This is a genomic window from Variovorax saccharolyticus, assembly GCF_030316765.1.
In the GTDB taxonomy this organism is placed as follows: Bacteria; Pseudomonadota; Gammaproteobacteria; order Burkholderiales; family Burkholderiaceae_C; genus Variovorax; species Variovorax saccharolyticus.
Map to the genome: position 1 here is coordinate 52864 of NZ_JASZYT010000019.1, position 17714 is coordinate 70577.

The 17714-nt window shown below is 67.0% G+C and carries 17 protein-coding genes; 4 read left to right on the forward strand and 13 right to left on the reverse strand.

What is annotated here, in order from left to right; all coding sequences use genetic code 11:
• Positions 1-21: 21 nt before the first annotated feature.
• The 11 genes from QTI45_RS34190 to QTI45_RS34240 form a co-directional block, all read right to left on the reverse strand.
• Complete coding sequence (locus tag QTI45_RS34190) at positions 22-1935, reverse strand: type IV secretory system conjugative DNA transfer family protein (RefSeq protein WP_286657506.1); 1914 nt, start codon at positions 1933-1935, stop codon at positions 22-24.
• The gene (gene virB11, locus QTI45_RS34195) at positions 1901-3034 is read right to left on the reverse strand and encodes a P-type DNA transfer ATPase VirB11 (RefSeq protein ID WP_286657507.1); all 1134 of its coding nucleotides are present in this window, start codon (positions 3032-3034) and stop codon (positions 1901-1903) included. The genes QTI45_RS34190 and virB11 overlap by 35 nt, the downstream gene beginning before the upstream one ends.
• Entirely contained in the window at positions 3003-4367 is a 1365-nt protein-coding gene (virB10, locus tag QTI45_RS34200) for a type IV secretion system protein VirB10 (protein ID WP_286657508.1), read from the reverse strand. Before virB10 ends, virB11 begins: the two co-directional genes overlap by 32 nt.
• Entirely contained in the window at positions 4364-5197 is an 834-nt protein-coding gene (locus tag QTI45_RS34205; RefSeq protein ID WP_286657509.1) for a TrbG/VirB9 family P-type conjugative transfer protein, read from the reverse strand. The genes virB10 and QTI45_RS34205 overlap by 4 nt, the downstream gene beginning before the upstream one ends.
• Entirely contained in the window at positions 5194-5916 is a 723-nt protein-coding gene (locus QTI45_RS34210) for a VirB8 family type IV secretion system protein (RefSeq protein ID WP_286657510.1), read from the reverse strand. The genes QTI45_RS34205 and QTI45_RS34210 overlap by 4 nt, the downstream gene beginning before the upstream one ends.
• 155 nt (positions 5917-6071) lie before the next feature.
• On the reverse strand, positions 6072-7127 hold the full coding sequence (locus QTI45_RS34215; protein ID WP_286657511.1) for a TrbL/VirB6 family protein: 1056 nt from the start codon (positions 7125-7127) through the stop codon (positions 6072-6074).
• A 282-nt stretch (positions 7128-7409) separates the two neighbouring features.
• Entirely contained in the window at positions 7410-8144 is a 735-nt protein-coding gene (locus tag QTI45_RS34220) for a TrbJ/VirB5 family protein (protein ID WP_286657512.1), read from the reverse strand.
• Positions 8137-10653 (reverse strand): VirB4 family type IV secretion/conjugal transfer ATPase, encoded by a 2517-nt coding sequence (locus QTI45_RS34225; RefSeq protein ID WP_286657513.1) that lies wholly within the window; start codon positions 10651-10653, stop codon positions 8137-8139. Before QTI45_RS34225 ends, QTI45_RS34220 begins: the two co-directional genes overlap by 8 nt.
• Positions 10650-11030, reverse strand: coding sequence for a VirB3 family type IV secretion system protein (locus tag QTI45_RS34230; RefSeq protein WP_286374489.1), 381 nt, complete (start codon positions 11028-11030; stop codon positions 10650-10652). Before QTI45_RS34230 ends, QTI45_RS34225 begins: the two co-directional genes overlap by 4 nt.
• Positions 11031-11040: 10 nt before the next feature.
• Positions 11041-11466: a TrbC/VirB2 family protein gene (locus QTI45_RS34235; RefSeq protein ID WP_286657532.1), complete on the reverse strand. Its 426-nt coding sequence runs from the start codon at positions 11464-11466 to the stop codon at positions 11041-11043.
• On the reverse strand, positions 11349-11651 hold the full coding sequence (locus tag QTI45_RS34240) for a hypothetical protein (RefSeq protein ID WP_286657514.1): 303 nt from the start codon (positions 11649-11651) through the stop codon (positions 11349-11351). Before QTI45_RS34240 ends, QTI45_RS34235 begins: the two co-directional genes overlap by 118 nt.
• Before the next feature lie 1053 nt (positions 11652-12704).
• Between QTI45_RS34240 and QTI45_RS34245 the strand changes: the two genes are divergently transcribed.
• Genes QTI45_RS34245 through QTI45_RS34260 form a run of 4 tightly spaced genes read left to right on the forward strand, consistent with a single transcriptional unit; the run spans position 12705 to position 15027 of the window.
• Positions 12705-13490, forward strand: a complete 786-nt coding sequence (locus QTI45_RS34245; RefSeq protein WP_286374492.1) for a ParA family protein — start codon at positions 12705-12707, stop codon at positions 13488-13490.
• Positions 13490-14407, forward strand: a complete 918-nt coding sequence (locus tag QTI45_RS34250; RefSeq protein ID WP_286657515.1) for a ParB/RepB/Spo0J family partition protein — start codon at positions 13490-13492, stop codon at positions 14405-14407. The genes QTI45_RS34245 and QTI45_RS34250 overlap by 1 nt, the downstream gene beginning before the upstream one ends.
• A gap of 4 nt (positions 14408-14411) precedes the next feature.
• Complete coding sequence (locus tag QTI45_RS34255; protein WP_286657516.1) at positions 14412-14735, forward strand: hypothetical protein; 324 nt, start codon at positions 14412-14414, stop codon at positions 14733-14735.
• Positions 14722-15027 (forward strand): TrfB-related DNA-binding protein, encoded by a 306-nt coding sequence (locus QTI45_RS34260; RefSeq protein WP_286374495.1) that lies wholly within the window; start codon positions 14722-14724, stop codon positions 15025-15027. Before QTI45_RS34255 ends, QTI45_RS34260 begins: the two co-directional genes overlap by 14 nt.
• A 65-nt stretch (positions 15028-15092) precedes the next feature.
• On the opposite strand, the gene QTI45_RS34265 is transcribed toward QTI45_RS34260, so the two are convergent.
• Both QTI45_RS34265 and QTI45_RS34270 read right to left on the reverse strand, forming a co-directional pair.
• Entirely contained in the window at positions 15093-15617 is a 525-nt protein-coding gene (locus QTI45_RS34265) for an H-NS family nucleoid-associated regulatory protein (RefSeq protein WP_286657517.1), read from the reverse strand.
• Between the two features lie 431 nt (positions 15618-16048).
• Positions 16049-17110 (reverse strand): tyrosine-type recombinase/integrase, encoded by a 1062-nt coding sequence (locus QTI45_RS34270; RefSeq protein ID WP_286657518.1) that lies wholly within the window; start codon positions 17108-17110, stop codon positions 16049-16051.
• Positions 17111-17714 lie beyond the last annotated feature (604 nt).

Here is a 17714-nt window from a genome sequence, read left to right on the forward strand (position 1 = left end):
GGCGTCTCCTTGCAGCGAACGTCAGTCGAGCAGCTTCGAGATGAAGCTGTCGGCGGCGGCCTTGATCTCGTCGTCGGTCATCGGTCCCTTCGGGATCTCGATGTCGTCGAAATCAAGCGAGAAATCCTCGAGGTCGAGGGCGTCGAGGCGTGGCAGGTCGACTGGCATGGCGGTCACCTCCTGGGCGGCGCCTGAGGCGCCGGCGTGGGTGGGGCGAGGGGGAAAGGGAAGAGGACCGGGTGCCCCGCGCAGTCGCGCCGCGCTCACGATGTCGAGCTGGGGTACCTCGGGGGGCGGGCGCTCCCGCTGGGCGAAGAAGCGGTCCCGAAAGTAGTAGACGCGCTGCGCCAGCACCGGGCGCAGGCCCTCGTGGAAGAGGATCATCCGGGTCGGCCCCAGCTCCCTGACCTCCTGAGGCAGCAGGAGGCGCCGCGGCTGCTCGCTGATGCTGACGGTCGGCGACTTGCCCGCGCCGCCCCACATCGGACGGCTGACGTTCTTCTGCTTGACCGTGCAGGTGCCGAGCTCGCGCGACACGGCCTCGGCATCGTCGAACTCCTTCGGCGGGAAGACGATGCGCGCGGCCAGCATCTTGCGGATCGACTTCGCGCCCTCGATGCCGTATTTCTCGATCAGCTGGGAATTCGACTGCACGATGATCACGGTGCGCACGTTGTAACCCGGCAGGAAGGCGGTGGATTCGGCGATCACCGGGATGCGGCCGAGCGCCGCGAACTCATCGAGCATCAGCAGCAGCTGGTGCCTGAGCGCGGGGTTGTTCTCGGGAAGCTCGCGCGTCTGCAGGCCAATCGCCTGCTGGAAGAAGAGGTTCAGCAGCGGCTGCAGCCGCGCGATGTTGTCCGGATTGATCTGCACGTAGATCGAGATCGGGCGCTTGCGCAAGTCGCGCAGATCGAAGTCGTTGGCCGCCGTCGCCGCGTCGATCATCGGGTTGAGCCACAGGTCGAGCCGGCTGGTGAAGGTCTTGCGGATGCTGGAGGCGGTGGTCGGCGCCAGGTCGATCACGTCGTAGAGGCTCTGGACCGTTTGCGGGGAGAGGGGGTAGCCGGCGCGCTCGCAGGCGTCGATGACGCGCTTCCAGTGTTTCTGGAAGCCTTCGTCGTCGCTCGCCATGCCCTGGCGCAACACCTCCCCGAGCGTGCGCGTCGCGCCCTCGGTCTCGAACAGGTACAGCGCGATCCCGAGAAAGAGCGAGCGCGCGGACGAGGTCCAGAACGGATCGCCTGCATGCGGGTCCGGGAAGAGCATCGTGCCGATGCGCTGCAGATCGTCGATGCAGCGGTAGGGCACGCTCGAGACATAGCCCAGCGGGTTCCAGCGGGCCGAGCGCTCGCGCTCGGACAAGGGGTCGAACAGGTGGACCTCCTGGCCATGCGCCGCGCGATAGCCCGCCGTGCGCATGAAGTTCTCGCCCTTGATGTCGCTCACGATCGTGGAACCGGGCCAGTTCAGCAGGTTGGGGATCACCACCCCGACGCCCTTGCCGCTGCGTGGCGGGGCCTCGAGCTCGACGCCCTGCTGGCCCGGCAGCACCAGGTAGCGGTTGCCCAGCCGCCCGAGCAGGATGCCGTGCTCGCCGAGCAAGCCCGCCCGGGCGATCTCTCGCCTCGTCGCGAAGCGCGCATCGCCATGCAGCGGCCGCCGGCGCGGCAGCATCGCAAAGCCGACCACGCCCAGCGCCAGCCCCTGGCCGCCGGCCAGCGCCATGATGAGCGCGCGCCGGATGTCGGGCCGTTGGCCGTAGTCCTGCCAGTAACGCCAGGCGGTCAGCGGCGTGGCCTGGTGGGGCGGCAGCTTCACGGCCATCAGGAAGAAGTAGCCGGTCAGGTACAGACCGACCACCGCCGCGAGCAGCAGCGCCAAGGTGACCTTCAGCGGGCTACGCAAGCCCTCGGAGCCGGGTTCCAGGGTCATTCCAGATCTCCGTCACCACGCGCCGCTGGCGGTCGCGCGCGCATTGCACCACCACGTCGACACTCAGCTGCGCCAATTCCACGCCTTCGCGGGTGCTCATGCCCTGGCCCGCGTCGCTGCGTTTCATGAGCTGCGCGAGCGCCACGAAGGCCATCGGGGCACTGTCCGCGTGCACACTCGTGATCGAGCCCGGATGGCCGGTGTTGACCGACACCAGGTAGTCGTACACCTCGTCGCCCGTGCGCAACTCCGAGACGAAGATGCGGTCGGGACGCTGCCGCTTCGCGCTGGCGAGCAGTTGCCCCGCCGTGACGGCCGCCTGCCCCTGGGCACCCTGCGAATAGAAGAGTCGCACGTGGTTCGGCTGGTTGCGCAGCGACAGCTCCTTCACGTCCTCGATCGTGACCAGACGCTCTTCTGTCGGGACCTCGAGGATCAGCGCCTTGCTCAGCGTCGTCTTGCCCGACCCCGTCGCGCCGGACAGCAGGATGTTGCGACGCAGTTGCACGGCCCGGCGCAGGAAGGCGACGACCCGGCGCTGCGCGAGCAATTGCACCAGTTCGCGATCCTCCGGGGACAGGTCGACGCCCGACGCCATGGGACAGCGGATGGCCGGGAGGCTGCGGGTCGGCGCGAACATGCCCAGCGCGTCAAGTTCCTCCAGGCTCCACAGCTCGTTCGACGGTCGTCGGATCGTGATCGAGACGGTGCGGTCCTCGGTCGCGGGCGGGATCACGATCTGGATGCGCTCACCGCCGGGGAGCGTGGCCGAGAGCAGCGGCTCGCTCGCCGAGATGCGCTGGCGCGTGAAATTGGCCACCAGCTTCGCGATCGACATGCACCAGTCGAAGCTCGCGTAGGGCAGCGGCTCGCGCGTCCATCCGCTCTGGCGCTCGATGAAGGCGCTGCCCGGCTGGTTGATGCAGATCTCGGTCACGGTGTCGTCGTCGAGCAGGGCCGCCATGGGCCCGAGGAACAGCGCGAGCGAGGTGGGCTCGTCGCGCGCAGGGCCCAGGGCGCATTCGTGCGCCGGGGCCACGGGCGTGACGACGCTCGTCGAGCGCGCCTCAGGGGCGGTCTGGTTCGTTGCGCAGTGCATAGACGGGCCTGAAATCGACGTCGCGTGCGACCAGGATCTGGATGCGCTCGCCCTGGTTCTTGACGACGGTCGGGGGGATCGAGAGGGTGTTGCGCAGCACCTCGGCGATCACGTCGCGCCCGCCCTGGGGCCCCAGCACCACACCGCCGCCGCTGCCGACGCTGTTGCCGCTTTGCTGGTGGGCGGTGATCGCCGCCATCGTGCCGTCGATCACCGAGAGCAGGATCGCGGCGCCGAACCGCTGCCAGAAATGGGTGTCGACAAAGCCGGGTAAACCGTTGCGCCCGAGCTCGTCCGTGCCCGGGGAGGCGAGCTGGACCACGACGCCCGTGGGCGTGCGCGCCTCGTTCCAGACCACGAAGACGCGGCCCTGACCCTGGCGCGGTTCGCCGCGCTGCTCGCCGACGAACTTGGTGCCACGCTCCAGCAGCACCACCTTGCCGTCTGCGCCGTAGACGTCGCTCGCGCCGATGCAGGTGGTCATGCCCTCATAGGTTGAGTCGATGGCGGTCTCGAGCGTGCAGTCGATGAAGGCTCCTTTCGGCAGCAGCAGCCGTCGGGTCGGCAGCAGTTGCGCGGTCACGGCCGGGGTCGGCGTTGGCTTCAGCATCGCCGCGAGGTTGCTTCCGCCAGGCGCCGCGGCGGCCGGCGCCTGCAGCGCCCCGAGCCACTGCGCCACGCCGGGGGCCGTGGCCAGCGATGTGGTGCCCGGCGCCTGGGGCATCGCGGTGAAGGTGCCCGCGGGAGCGGGAATCGCCGCGCTGCCGGGGGAGGCCGGCTGTGCCCGTCGCAGGACTGGAGCGCCGAGCTGGCGCTCGAGGGCCAGCTGTTCGGGGGTCTTCGCGGGTGGGCCGCCGTTGGCGGTGGTCGCCGGGGCCGGCAGCGGGAGGGCGGCGAGCGACGGCGGGCTCACCTCCGCGGCTCGCGCAATCGGCGGATCGATACGGCCCAGCGGCGGTACCTTCGTCTCGCCGGCCGCGCGCGCGACCGCCGCCTTCCGCGTGGACTCCTCGGCATTCCGGGTCTTCGCGTACTGGGTGGTGTAGTACCAGAACAGGAACCCGGCGCCCAGCAGCGCGATGGTGGCCAACGCGAGGATGCCGCTGACGCGTGACTGGATCGACCGTTCACGGTTGACCGACGGAATCACGCGCTCACCCTGCACCGTGCCGGCCTGCGTCCCGGCGTTGGCCGGACCTTCGTGGGCAGATGCTTCGCCATGGCCGGAGAGGATCTCGCCCGTGTCCTGGTCGACGGCCTGCGCGTCGTCCTGGGGCGAAGTCGCCGCCCCGACCGCGCCGGTGGTGCGGCGCGAGCGCTCCGGCCCGTTCATGGCGCCGCTCCCGGGGTGGTGCGCTCGACGCCGGGAATGCTCGTGCTCGACCGGGTGCGCGCTCCGCCGCCCGCAAAAGACTGGTTCACGACGCAACCGACCAACTTGCCGCGCCGAAGCACGAAGCGGCGTGCCACGCGGTGGATCACCACCTCGTCGTCCTCGATGTTGAAGTTGAGCAGCGATTCGCTGCCATCGTCGTTCTGCACGAACAGGGCCGGGAACTCGGAGCGCGTCTGGAACCGCAGCCGGGTCTGCACGCCGTCGTCGTAGGCACCCATGGGCTTGAGCGTGGCGCTGCCGCAGAACCAGTAGTCGTTGTTGCGTGGGCGCTCGGCCACGGCCTTTTTCATGCGCGCTTCGGTGGCAAGACGTTCTCGCTCGGCGGCCGCGGCCCGGGCGTCATCGCCCGGGTAGGTGAAGCGGATCGAATACACCATGCGTCGTGCTGCCTTCCCCGTCGGGGCCGCCGCAGCGACGACATAGTCGAAGTGGTAGGCCCGGCGGTTGGTGAGCACCGTCAGATTGGTCGTCGCACGGGCCTCCCTGGGCTTGATGAAGAAATGGTTGCGCTCGGCCCCCACGTCAAAGGCAGCGTTGTCGCCCGAGCCCAGGTTCACGAACTCCTCACCCTCGGCCCACTGCATGTGGATCTGGAAGCCGACATAGCCTTGCAGTTCGACCACGTCGTCCGGGTTGTAGGCCACGACCCGGATGCGGGCATCGACACTGCCCGCCGGCGGCACCGTGCCCGCCGCTACACCCGGGGACAGCAATGTCGTCGCCGAAAACACCCCGACGAAGAGGGCAATGGCGGCCAGGCCTCTCATCGGGCGTCTCCCTTGACGCTCACTGGACCGCCCGTCGCCACCTCAGACTCGCGCCGGTACTCCACAACCCGGAAGCCAAGCGGATTGAGCGAACGGGTCTTGTCGTCCTTCGACGGAGGCACATAGGCGAACTCGATCGTGGAAACCCAGTGGGTGGGTTGCTCCTCCCCGGTGGCGCCGGGTCGGGTGAAGCGGCTGAAGCGCACCTGGGCCAGCTTGTCGCGACCGCTCTCGAGTTTGAGAAAGGTCACCGAGCGGATCTGGGTGCGAACGGTCGTTCCGTCCTTGTAGAGGTTGAGCGGCGAGACCGGGTTGCTGGTGTTCCAGAGCGCTGCCCACTCCTGGTTCAGACGCGGGGAGTTCTGCGCGGCAACCAACTCGTAGTCGGCCTCGGCGGTTCCGTAGAAGTAGCGCTCGCGGGCGATCACATGGTTCGACAGCAGGTTGCGGGTCACGACCTGCTCGATATCCGTGGTGCCCTCGTACGTCGGGACCACGTCGACGATGCCACTGCTGCTGTCGACACGGATGACGACAGGGACCGGTTGCTTGAGAGGCGTCAGGCCTGCGACTGCCGCGACCGCCAGTAGCGCAATGACGCAGGCGATGGCGGCGACAGTCCACGCCAGCCGCGAGGACCGCGCCGCGCGGCGCGCGCGATCGATCTCCCAGCTCTGGGCTTCTTGCAGGTATCGCTCAACGGAGGGCTCGCGACTCATCGATCGCTCCTCGTTCGGACAGATCGACCTGCCCGTTGATGGGGCTCAGGGCTCCTTCGCACTCGGGCGGCAGCGGCGGTCGGGTACCGCATGCCGACAGCAGCGTTAGCAAGCCCAGGACCAGCGGGACGAGCCTCATGGGATCCTCCGGTTCTTCAACGCAGCGAATGGGGGTTAGGCATCACCTGCTCGCGAGGCACCACTGTGCCGCCACGCCGGGCACCGCCGACGCGCTCCCACGTATTCGCGACACCGGTCCCTACCCGGTTGCCCGCCAGCCGTCGCAGCGAATCCCACCTGCTGCCGGGCTCCCGGCGCAAGCCATCGAGAACGCCGCGACCAAACTCGTAGGTCGTCCGGCGAGCGCCACCCATGCCCCAACGCATTAACGTACTCACGGCATTGAATGAACTAAGCGAGATGCCACTCGCCAAGCCAGCAGCAATCGCCATCACTTGACGCATAACCAGAAAGACGAGCGCGGAGGCGATGCACACCCGTGCACTTTCCGCAATAGTAATGGCCCCGCCGAGCGCCGAGGCGTTGGACGCGTACGATCGCAGAACACTCAGCAACAGCGCTGCGGCCATCGTCGCAAGCAGTGTTATCAACGCATAGTTGGCAAGCTGCGCAATCCAAGCTTCGAAGAAGCGCTTGGTCGCATCAAAGAAGAGAAGCACGATGAAGATGGGTCCTAGCGCCAAGATCAGTGAGAGTGCTACCTTCGAAAGAGCAAACAGAAAGGCCGTCACTACAACAGTCAGGCCGACCATGAAATAGACAACGAACCCCGCGATATAGAAGGCGAAGTTGCTATTCAGCAAGCTGCCCTTGCTCAATAGCTGTTCGGCGACTAAGTTCCCGTCGATCCATATTTGATCTACGACGGTTATGGTTGAACGGGATCCCAGGATCGCGGCAGCCAGTTGGTCCGGAGCGCGGGTGAAGGTGTCCACAATCATTTCGTTGTAGCTCCATAGTCTCAGCGCAGAGCCGAGGACTACCGCCACAACGAGAATTCGTTTGATGCCTTCCCAGACGGGCTCTTGAATCCGTCCGGTCAAGCATAGATAGCCCCAAATCATGACGTAGACTGTTCCCAACGTCACTGCGGCTGGCTCGATTGCTACAGCCACCTTCGCCGTATTGGTGCTCACATATGTAGCGAGCTGACCATTGAGCCAGACGAAGAATTGTTCGAAGAATCCCATATTTCCTCCGACCGCTACTTCGACGGCGTGGGAGTGATTGGCACTGGTCTCAACTGCTTGACACTTCCGATGCCCTCAAGTGTCCTTCTTTTGACCTCCTCATCGTCTCTCGGTGGCGAAGCGATTGCCGTGGGTGGCTGGACGGGGGGCGTTGGTTCGGTGAACTGAACCGATGTGACTTGCCGCGAGTACAAGTAAGCGCCGCCGCCAGCGATCGCCGCCAGAGCTATCGTGACGTAGATCCAGGTTGTCTTGAGCATGCTGTCCTCCTTTGACGAAGCGTCAGTACGTCACCGTTGACATCGATTTGATGGTCCCGATGTCGGACATGGCACGTTCCCTTATCCGCTGCTGCTGGGCTAGTTCCTCGCCTCTTGAGATCTCATAAAGGCCTTGCAGCTTCGTCTGCTCGTTGGTCAGCATGCTCTGCTCGGCCTGGATCCGCGCCTGCAAGTCCTGGATCGCCTTGGGATCTCTCGCGGTGCCGATGCGATCGACCAATTGCTGCAACGCGGAGAAGCGCTGGCTGGTGTTCTGGTAGGCGCCCTGGCTCATGGCGCTGAACATTGCGGAGGCCTGGCGACCCTGCTCGACGACCTGCCGCATTTCGGGGCTCAGCGCGCTCAACTGCGAGCTGGACAGGATGCTGTTGGCCCGCATGATCGACTGCACCTGACTGGCCAGACCCGAATAACCGCCCGAGGTCGCGTTGACCGTGTTCATCAGCTCGCCAAAGCTGGGCGGCAGATAGTTGCGAGCCAGGTCGGGAGTGGGCAGCAGTTGCTCCATGCCGCGCGTTCCGGTCATGGCGCTGTAGGTCTGCTGGAGTTGCGCATGGGATTGCGTCAACTGATCGTACTGGCGCTGCATGCCCGAGAGCTGCTGCTGCCAAGCACCCAGCTGCTGGATCAGATTGGCCACCGCGGTCATGTCGATGACCGGAATGCCCGCCCTTGCCTGCCAGGGCATCATGGCCGCCGCGGCTGCGAGGATGAAGCCAATGAGCTGTCTACGCATGGAGGTTCTCCTTCGCTGTGATGACGGTTGCGCCGGGGTTCTTTCGTTCCGAGACCAGCTCGCGGAAAGCTGGCAGCCATCGGGCAGGCTCCGGTCCATGCTGCTCGATGACCTCGCGCATCAGCCGCACGTTGGCGGTGCGACCGGAGATCACCTGCAGCGCGTCATCGAAGCCTTGCAGATCCAGCTGCGCGACCACACTGACGTGGTTCTGCTTGATGAGGAACTGCCGCGAACCCGGTTCGAGTTCCTGCTTGATCAGCGCGAACTCCCGGTCGGTGAGGCTGAAGCCTTCGGTGTATTCCGCGTGATCGGCTTCCGGATTCGGGAACAGGACCTTGGTCGGCGTCTGTTCCACGATCGCACGGGCGATGACGGAGTCCAGGACGTGGCTCGCGCTCTGCGTAAAGGTCACGATGCTGGCGTTCTTCTTGCGCCAGGTTTCCAGTCCGTTCTTCGCAAACCAGGCGAAGGCGGGGTCGTTCAACAGCTTGGCAAATTCGTCCATCCAGCAGACCAGGGGTCGGCCATCGACCATGCGGTTGACCAGGTGGAACAGGTACATCGTCAGCGGTGCGCGGACGACCTCATGGTCGAGGAAGTCCGTGACGTCGAAGCCCACGAGCGCGTGGCGGTCCAGGACGGGCACCACCTCGTCCTCGGGATTGTCGAAGACCCAGGCGTAGTCGCCCTGCTCGGCCGCGCACCAGGGCCGCAGGCGCGCATGCACGCCTTCCGGATCCGTCACGTCGAGGAACGCCGCCAGCCGCGACAGCCGGCGATAGGGCATCTCCAGCCGCAGGGTGCCCCGGAGCGCCTGAGCCAGATCCTCCTCCTGCCGGACGGTGAGCCCATCCGTCGGACTGCGCAATACCAGCCGGCGCAGCCATTGCCGCATGAATTCGACGTTGTCAGCCACCGCATCATCGAGCTGAAGCGGATTGCAACCGGTCGGAACGCCGTTCTTGAGCGGGAGGTAGCGCCCGCCCAACGCACGGACCAGGATGTGAAGCCCCTCGTCCTTGTCGAAGATCACCTGCGTGGCGTCGAGCCGGTTGCAGATCGCGACCATGCAAAAGCCGAGCAGGGTGGTCTTGCCAGTCCCCACCGGCCCCACGCCGGTGACATGCCCGACGTCGCGGCGGCTGCCGCCGTCGGCGCGGCGCGGATCGCTCGCGTGCAGCGAGAAGAAGAACGGCGAGCCGGCGCGGGTCACGAACAGGGCAAGCGCATCGCCCCAGTAGTTGCCGGTCGCCCGTCCGGTCGGGAAGTTGTGGAAGGGAGACATCCCCGCGAAGTTGCGGCTCGTGATCGGCGCCTTCCTCGGGCGGTACGCGAAATTGCCGGGCAGCTGGGCCCAGAAGGCGGCCTCGAGCGCGAGATCTTCCCGCGCGACCACCATGCCCGTGTCACCCAGCAGGTAGCGGGCGCGCGCGACGTTGTCGTTGAGTTGCTTGATCCGCGCCAGAGCATGCGCATCACCCCGGCCATCGGAGGCCTGCGCCAGGACATGGAGCGTGAAATGGTGGTCGCCGACGACGAAACGGTTGCTCATCAGGTCGTCTAGCGCGTCCTTCAGTTCCTCGGCCTGCGAGACCGCCAGATCGCCCGCAGCGGCCATGCGGTGGTGCTGCCGGCTCATCATGTCGGTGGCGGTCCCCTTGCCGAGGAAGGTGAAGCTCTGGGTGAGAATGAACGGGAACGGCGCCGTCAACAGGGCACTGAACATGCCTGGCGCGCTCGGCGTCGGATACTCCTTGATGCCGAGGAATGCGCCGACTCGGGTCTGGGTGCCGGTGCGGTACTCCATCGCCTCGTTGCCGAAGAACGGCCGGCTGGTGGCCAGCACTTCGTTGAGCGGTGCGCGCGGCAAGGGCATGCGCTGCCACTCGCCGTTGATCAGCAGACCGTGGAACTCCAGCAGGCTCGAGAACAGCACGTCGCTTCCCTCGCGCCGGTAGACCCCCAAGACCTCGGGGTCGTAGCGCTCCAGCGCAGCCAAGAGTTCCTGGCGCTTCTTGGCGCACTCGTCGAGCGAGTCATTCATCTCCGCCCGGACCCCGTCCGGATCGGTCCTGCGGAGCAGCCGCAGCGTGGCGTTGCCGAGGCGCGTCGGCTGGGGACGGAAGACCACGGAGAGGTACAGCTCGTTCACCATCAGGTGTTCGTCGGCCATCTGTCGCCGGTAGCGCTCGTCGATTTCCCGCGCGAAGCCGGCCACCGTGCGGCCCTGCGGCCAGGCGGACTCGCGACGCCGGATCACATGGGTCCAGAGCGCCAGGTTGGGCGATGCGATGTTGCGCCAGAGCACGTTCAGGCGCTCGTGCCAGTTGTTGAGGTCCTCGTCGTCCGCGCTCTCGAAGCTGGCGCCGGCCAGCCGCAGGGTCTGGACATAGTCGCCGGCGTGCGTGCGCGCGACGTGCGTGTCGAGGTGCGCGACCAGCGGAATCATGGCGGCCGCACTCGTCTCGCGACGCAGGAGGCGTTCCCTGGCCAGGCCGAGCGTCATGACGGCCTCCCGGGAAGCACCACCTGGCCGGGCGGCCGGCGCCGGCGGCCGTCGGGGTCGGGCAGGTCCAGCGTCAGCGGGCTGTAGGAGCCGGCGCGCCAGTGCCGCAGGTTGCCTGCAAGCAGCGCCGGCAGGCGCGTGCGGCCCCACAGCTGCAGCAGGTCGAAGAAGCGGGGCTCGTACAGGCAGACCAGGTAGAGCACGCCGTGGATCGGCAGGAAGGCCAGCAGCCAGGCGAGGTTCTTCGTGACGATGAAGGACTCGGTCGTGATCACGACGTTGAACATCATGGCGGCGTAGGTGACTCCCCAGACCATCGACGGACGCGTCATGCCGACAAAGAGCGTGTCGGCGACGATGCCTTGGTTGCGGTCCATGTCGTCCACCTCAGACGCCGAACATGCCGCGGATCCACGAGACGATCTGCGGCCCGCCGAACACCAGCACGGTGCCGAGCACGACTCCGACCATCCAGAACCAGCTGATGCGACCGAACCAGGCCATGACACCCGACACCATCACCGCGACCGCGGCCAGCGGCGTCAGGATCGCGACGAGTTGCGACTGGGTGGCGCTGGCGCCGGTCGCAAACGGGCTGCCGGCAATGGCAAGGCCCGGTGCCAGCGCCGCGACGGCCGTGCATGCGAGCCATAGCCCTGCGGCCGCGAGCGCACGCGATCCGAAAGCGCGACGGTCTAGGTCCGCAGTTCGAGCCGCACCAGTGTGCTGCCAATGTCCAGGGTCTTCAGATGCGTGACCAGCGTGTTCAGGTTGCGGTAGGTGCGTGGCCCGCGCGTTCCCATCACCGTCGATCGGCCGGCCCGCCATGAGATGCGCGCCTGCAGGAGGTAGCGACCCGGTTCCTCTTCGACCACGATGAGCTCGTCGACCGTGCGCCGATGCAGCAAGTCGACGAGCTCGCGCGCGGTCAGTTCGTTGCGTGCGGGCGGTGTCTGGCTCGCTGGATTCCCCGGCGTGTCGCGACGCGTCGTTGCCATGGCTTTCCTTGTTTTCTCGGGAGGGCGCAGCATTGTGATCGAGGCGGCAGCGGGGCATGGTGCTCTACTCCAGGCGGCGAGGGGTGGCGGGATGCGGGCCCTCGCCGCCGGAGGGCGCGGCGAGGGACACCGGCGCCGCGCGAGGGGGCGCGGCCCGGCTGTAGACGTCCCACCAGCGGGTGGGCGGTGCAGGGCGCACGGTGCGCACCGTGCGGGCCTCTGCGGCCTCTGCGGCCTCTGCGGCAGGCGCGGCAGCGGAGGAGCCCACGGAGGAGGGAGCTGGGGCGGTGCTCTGCGTGGCGCGGGTGGCGGGCCGTTGTGCGGCGCCGAGCTCGCGCTCCAGCGCGTCAAGGTCCTGGAGCACGCGGGCGCGCTGGGCATCCACCTCGTCCACGCCAGCCGTGTCTCTGGCGGCCAGGCGTTCGGCGCGGCGCCTGGCGAGCGCATCCGCAGCTTGCCTCGTGTGTGTCCATTCGGCACGCAGGATCCGAACCCGCTCGGTGTCGCGTGCGACCTGCTCGACGGCCGCAACCCGCGGACGGTCGTCGGGTCGTCCGTCTGGAGGCGCGCCGGTGATGGAGGGGTCCGCTGCCAGGACGGGCCCGCCGGCGAAGAAGAGCAGGAGCGCGAGACAGCCCACTCCCGAAGGCCTTGACCGGCCCTTCAAGCCTTCCCTGCATTGATGCGAAGCCGCTTCCATGGGGCGCACTTTTCCACAGCGCAAAATCGACAGTCAAGACTTTTTGAAGGTCTATTTTGCTATGGTTTGTGGTAGCAGCTATCGACTTTGGATTTGAATGGGACTACGCTGCCCTCACGGAGCGCGCCGTGACGGCAGGCGGCCCGTCGAGCCCGGGAACAATCGCGAAAGAATCTGCGATGGTTTTTCTGGGGGATGTGCTGAAGAGGCCGTCCCGGTCGAGGGTATGGATCGATCGTAGGGCGACATCCGGGGTGGCTCAACGGGCCTCTCGCTGTGCCGCCGCAAGATGGGCAACAGAAGGTTTCCCGGGTGTCGGTCAAAGGTTCTCAAAGTCGCAAAAGGAGCCGCACATGCACGTGGTGGTCCTCTCGAATCAGAAGGGCGGCGTGGGCAAGTCGACCTTGAGCGTTCTGCTGGCCCAATGGCTTGCGGAGCGTCATCGGCTGCGCGTTGGCGTGATCGACCTCGACACGCAGGCCAATGCGTCGAAGTCGCTGGTGCGCTTCGACAGCGGTCGCGCGGCGGCGACCTTCTTCGCGTCGCGCGGCCCGGCATCTGCGCGCGCGGAGCCGGCGTCGATCACCCTGTTTCCGGGTTCGAAGGGCCTCGCGGACCTCGAACTCGCGCGACCGGAGTTCATCCTGCCCGCGTTCCGCAGCCAGGTCACAGCGCTCGGCGGATGCTTCGACTTCGTCGTGATCGACACGCCGCCGGCGCTCGGCCTGCGCATGAGCGCTGCATTGATCGCCGCCACGCACGTGGTCTGTCCGATCGAGCTCGAGGAGTACAGCATCGACGGCGTCACCGACATGCTCAAGACCGTCTTCGGCGTTCGGCGGCGCTACAACCCCGGGTTGCGGCTGGCGGGCCTGGTGGCGAACCGCTTCAATCCGCACTCGGTGCGCCAGAAGGCGGCCCTGCGCGACCTGGTCGCGCACTACAGCGAGTTCGTGCTGCCGGCCAAGATCTCCACGCGCTCGGCAATTCCCGAAGCCCTCGCCGCCGGTGTGCCGGTCTGGCGACTGGCGCGCAGTTCGGCGCGCGACGCGGCCGCCGAGGTGTCCGTGGTGTTCGACCTTGTCATGCAACGCATCGAGGGCGTCGAAGCACCGGTGGCGTTGCCGGAGCGTGCCTGATGGAGCGCCTTGAATCGCTCGATCTCAGTGGCTTGGCCCAGTTCAAGGCGAGCGCCTTGCTCGCGTCGGTCGGGGCAGGCGACGACTCGGCCGTGGCTGCGCCGATGCAGTTGGCACTGTCGCGGATCGACCTCGATGCGGCCCAGCCCCGCCGAACGGTCAGCGAGGCGTCGCTGGCCGAGCTGGCGCGCTCCATCCGCCTGCACGGCGTGCTCGAGCCGATCTCGGTGCGCTCGCATGCGCAGATCGAGGGACGCTTCGTGGTCAACCGCGGCGAGCGCCGGCTGCGCGCGAGCCGCCTGGCGGGGCTGAGCACGATCCCGGCCTTCCTCGACGAGCGTCACGATCCGTACGCGCAGGCGGCGGAGAACCTGCATCGCGAGGACATGTCGCCGTTCGACCTGGCCCGCTTCATCGCCGAACGCGAGCGCGAAGGGCAGGCGAGGGCGGAGATCGCGCGACGCCTCGGCAAGCCACGCTCCTTCATCACCGAGGCTGCCGCCCTGATCGATGCGCCGCCGCCGGTGCGCGAAGCCTTCGACCAAGGACGACTCGGCGCGGACCTGCGCGTGCTGTACCGGCTCGCGGGTGCCATGAAAGCACGACCACACGACACCGCCGCGCTGCTCGCGAGCGCGGACCCGATCAGCCGCGCCAACGTCGAGTCGGTCTTGGCGCACACGCGGGACCGCGAGGGAGAGGCCGGGGGGCCCGCTGCGCGAGACGGCGTGGCGCGCCCGGCGCGCATCGCCAGTGCGGGCCGCACCGTGCTGGTGGTGGAGCACGCCGGGCGTCGGGGTTCCCTGCGCCTGAAGGCCCATGACAAGGACGTCGGCGAGGTGCGCTTCGGGGACGGTAGCCGCACGCTCGTTCGGCTCGCCGAGCTGCGACCCCTGTGCTGGGCGACGGAGGAGTAGACCGATGCGACACACACGCCACGACATTGCGGTGCGACCGCTGGCGCTGAGGGTGCTGTGGGGGGCATGCTTCGTGGCCCTGCAGTTCGTGCGGATCGCCTGCTGTGCCTTGCTGGTGCTGATCGAGCCGCTGCTGCGTGCGACCCTTGTGCCGATCGCCTTCCTGGGATTCCTGGTGACGCTGATCTTCGGCTTCCTGATCGGCGACCCCCGCTTTCCGCGCTGGGGCATGCTCGCGTTTTCGGTTGGCGCCCTGATGCTCTATTGGCTATTCTTGGGGCTGATGAGCCTGTTCATGACCCTGCCCCCCGACCGTGACTGTCGTTGACCGCCACCTGCTTGATCGCGTCGCGCGTGAGCGGCGTTTCGACGACCGCACGATGCAGATTGCGCGCCGCCTGTTTCTCGAGGGTCACAAGCCCAAGCGGCTAGCGACCGAGTACGGCGTGATCCACCAGCGTATCTACGCCATCCGCAGGCTGGTGCAGGCGGCCGTGAATGACTTCCGTCTCCCCGAAGGATGGACCGAGGTGACGTTGCAGGGGCCCGCCGACCTGGTGCATGCGACCGCCGCACTGTTCGACGAACAGATGCGCATGCGAGAGGGATCGGACACCTAGGTCCCGGCCTCGGGACCCCCTGAGACGGCGCATGGAGCCGGCGCGAGCGCGATCGCGCGCGGCGCCTATCTCAAGAAATCCTGCAGGGACTTCCCGGCGTCGAGTTCGGCCTTGAGCCAGCCAGGTTTCGGGCCGCGACCGGTCCAGGAGTGGCCGGCATCGTCACGGTAGGTGACCTTCGAGGGCGCGCGCTTGAGCTTGCGCGCGGGCTTGGCCGGCTTCGTCGCCCCAACGGCTTGTGCCGGTGCGGCGCTCGCGGCGCTCACGCCCGCGCGGAACTCCGCGAGCGATCGGCCCGATGCCAGCGCGTCGCGCAGCCAGCGCGGACGCGGTCCGCGACCCGACCACGCATTGCCATCACCGTCCGCGAACGCGGGGCGGGCGTTGGCCCCTTTCGAACCCGTTGCGCGCGTGCGCTTCGAGGTTGAAGCGCGGGACTCGAGTCCGAGGTGCGCAGCAGTCAATCCATAGTGCGCGATCGCGACCTTGATGCGTTCGATGACGCCCTTGACTTCGGTGTTGCGCAGGGCTTCCGCCTGCTTTTGCAACTGTTCGATCTGCTTCTGGATCTGCTTGAACGTTTGTGCCATTGCTTGCTGAATTGGAATTGTCGAGATGCGCAGCTTACTCCGAAGTGATCTCAGTCATTGACAAATGTCCACGTTCATTCATTTGAATTGGAGGCGGCAACTCCTTTCTCATTGAACGACTTCCTCGGGTGCGAAGGCTCCTGCGGCGGTATTGAGCCATCGCACGAGCTTTTCGATCTGCGCGCCGCGTTGCAATCAAGGCCATGCGAAGGTGTCACGCAGCAAGGCCTCGTCAAGCCCCTGCTCTGCGACCGTGCAGTGTGACGCGCTTTGCTCCAGCCTCGCAGATGCACGTCGATGATCGAGCAAGGGTCGGTTTGCGCCTTGGTGCGAACCGCAACCGTGGTTCAGGCGTGACCGGCCCGGGCGCGATGGGGACGTTCTGCCTTGGGAGTGCCTTCTGCGCAGTCCGCAGGTCGGCTGCCCTCGGCTCAGACCACGTCCATCGGGGTTGCCACCACGCGCCTGTACCGGCCCATGACCTCGGGCTCGACCCCCAGCCAGGCGGCCACGGTCTCGGGCTGGAAACCCCGGCGCAGCTGCCGCAGTGCGAAGGTGTGGCGCAGCCGGAACGAGCCGCCCTCGCTGCTGTCGATGCCGGCATCTTCCAGCACCTTCTTGGCGCATTTGTAATGCGACTCCTTGTGCCACTGCTTGCCCGTGCGCGTTGACGGAAAGAGAAAGTCACCCTCGATGCGGGCTTCCGCGCGAACCTGCAGCCAGTGCTGCAAAAGTTCCCCGGCCCAGGGCGCGATGGGCGTCTCGCGCGCAGCGGAATTCCCGTCACCCGGCACGGAGACCTTCCAGGGACGATCGCGCACGCGGCCGCCGCGCGAGATTGGCGACGCCAGGGTGAGCGCACGGACATCGCCCGGCGTCAAGCCACCGCCCAGCTGCAAGCCGACGGCGCACCGGTTGCGGAGCTCCTGCCAGGTGAATGCGGCATGGCTGTCGCGCCGGGAGCCTGTGAGGCCAGGCCGCGGCCGTGCGTCCGACAGGAAGGTGATCAGGTGCTTCGCCTCCGACACGGACAGGAAGTCGGGCAGGGGATCCGCATGGGCAGCCTCCGCGTAGCGAACCACGGGATGAGCGGCCAGCCAGTCGGAAGCGGCCGTGTTTGGTGGCTCGCCGGTCTGGGCCGCATGGTGGCGCAAGACCCGATCCACGAGTCGCATCAGTCGAAGCGCATGCCGTGGGGAGAGCGACATGTCGGAGCTCTTGCGCCCGAAACGCGCCGCTTGGAAGGCTTGCAGATCGCGCAGGTCGAGCGACTCCAGGGTGACACCCGGTGACTGGCCCAGGCACCAGGCCGAGAAGGCGCCCCACATGTCGCGGTAGACGGCGAGCGAGGAAGGCAGGCGCAGCGAGCCTCGCGCCTGCTCGTCGGCCAGCCATCGTTCGAACGCCAGGTGCTGGGTCGGCCCCTGGGGGTCCTCGAAAAGAGACAGAGAGGTAGGTAAATACGCTAACGGCGAACGGGTATCGGTGGTCACGTTGATTCTCTACGGGCGGACGTCTGGTTACGGGTGCCTGGTCGTCACACAAGGTGGTCGCCGTTAGTGTATTTCAGTATCCGGGATCCCGTCCGCGCTTGGCTGCCAAGCTTCGGGAACTTGGGCGCTCGGCCTCGGCGGTGGTACTGGGCGCACGCAGATGCCTGTCTGACGGGCACGCAAGCAGCGGATCAGCCTGGCGGTGCGCGCGTCCCCCGGTTCCCTTCTCGCGGCGAAAGACCAGCGTCACCTGCAGCGCTCAACTTGACCCTCGAGCCCGCCGACTTTCAATAGGCGCGTCGAAGACCAGATCATCAGCCGCGTGCGGTCGCGAGGCGCCCACCACCAATTCTCGGATTTGGACTTGACGGTACCGACTCGCCGGTTAGCTGCTGCCCCCACGGAGTCCCTCCTGCGTCTCAGCGACGGCTGCGAGCGAATCACGTCCCTCCGCACAGATCGTCGTGAACTCTGCGCCAGGCAGGAAGACGGGCGGTCGACGTTCGTCGCTTTTTTGCGCTCAGAACGTCGGTCTCACCGAAGGTGACGGCGCGATGCAGAGGGCGGTTCACTGTTTCGCGCCAGAACTACGAAGTACCCGTGC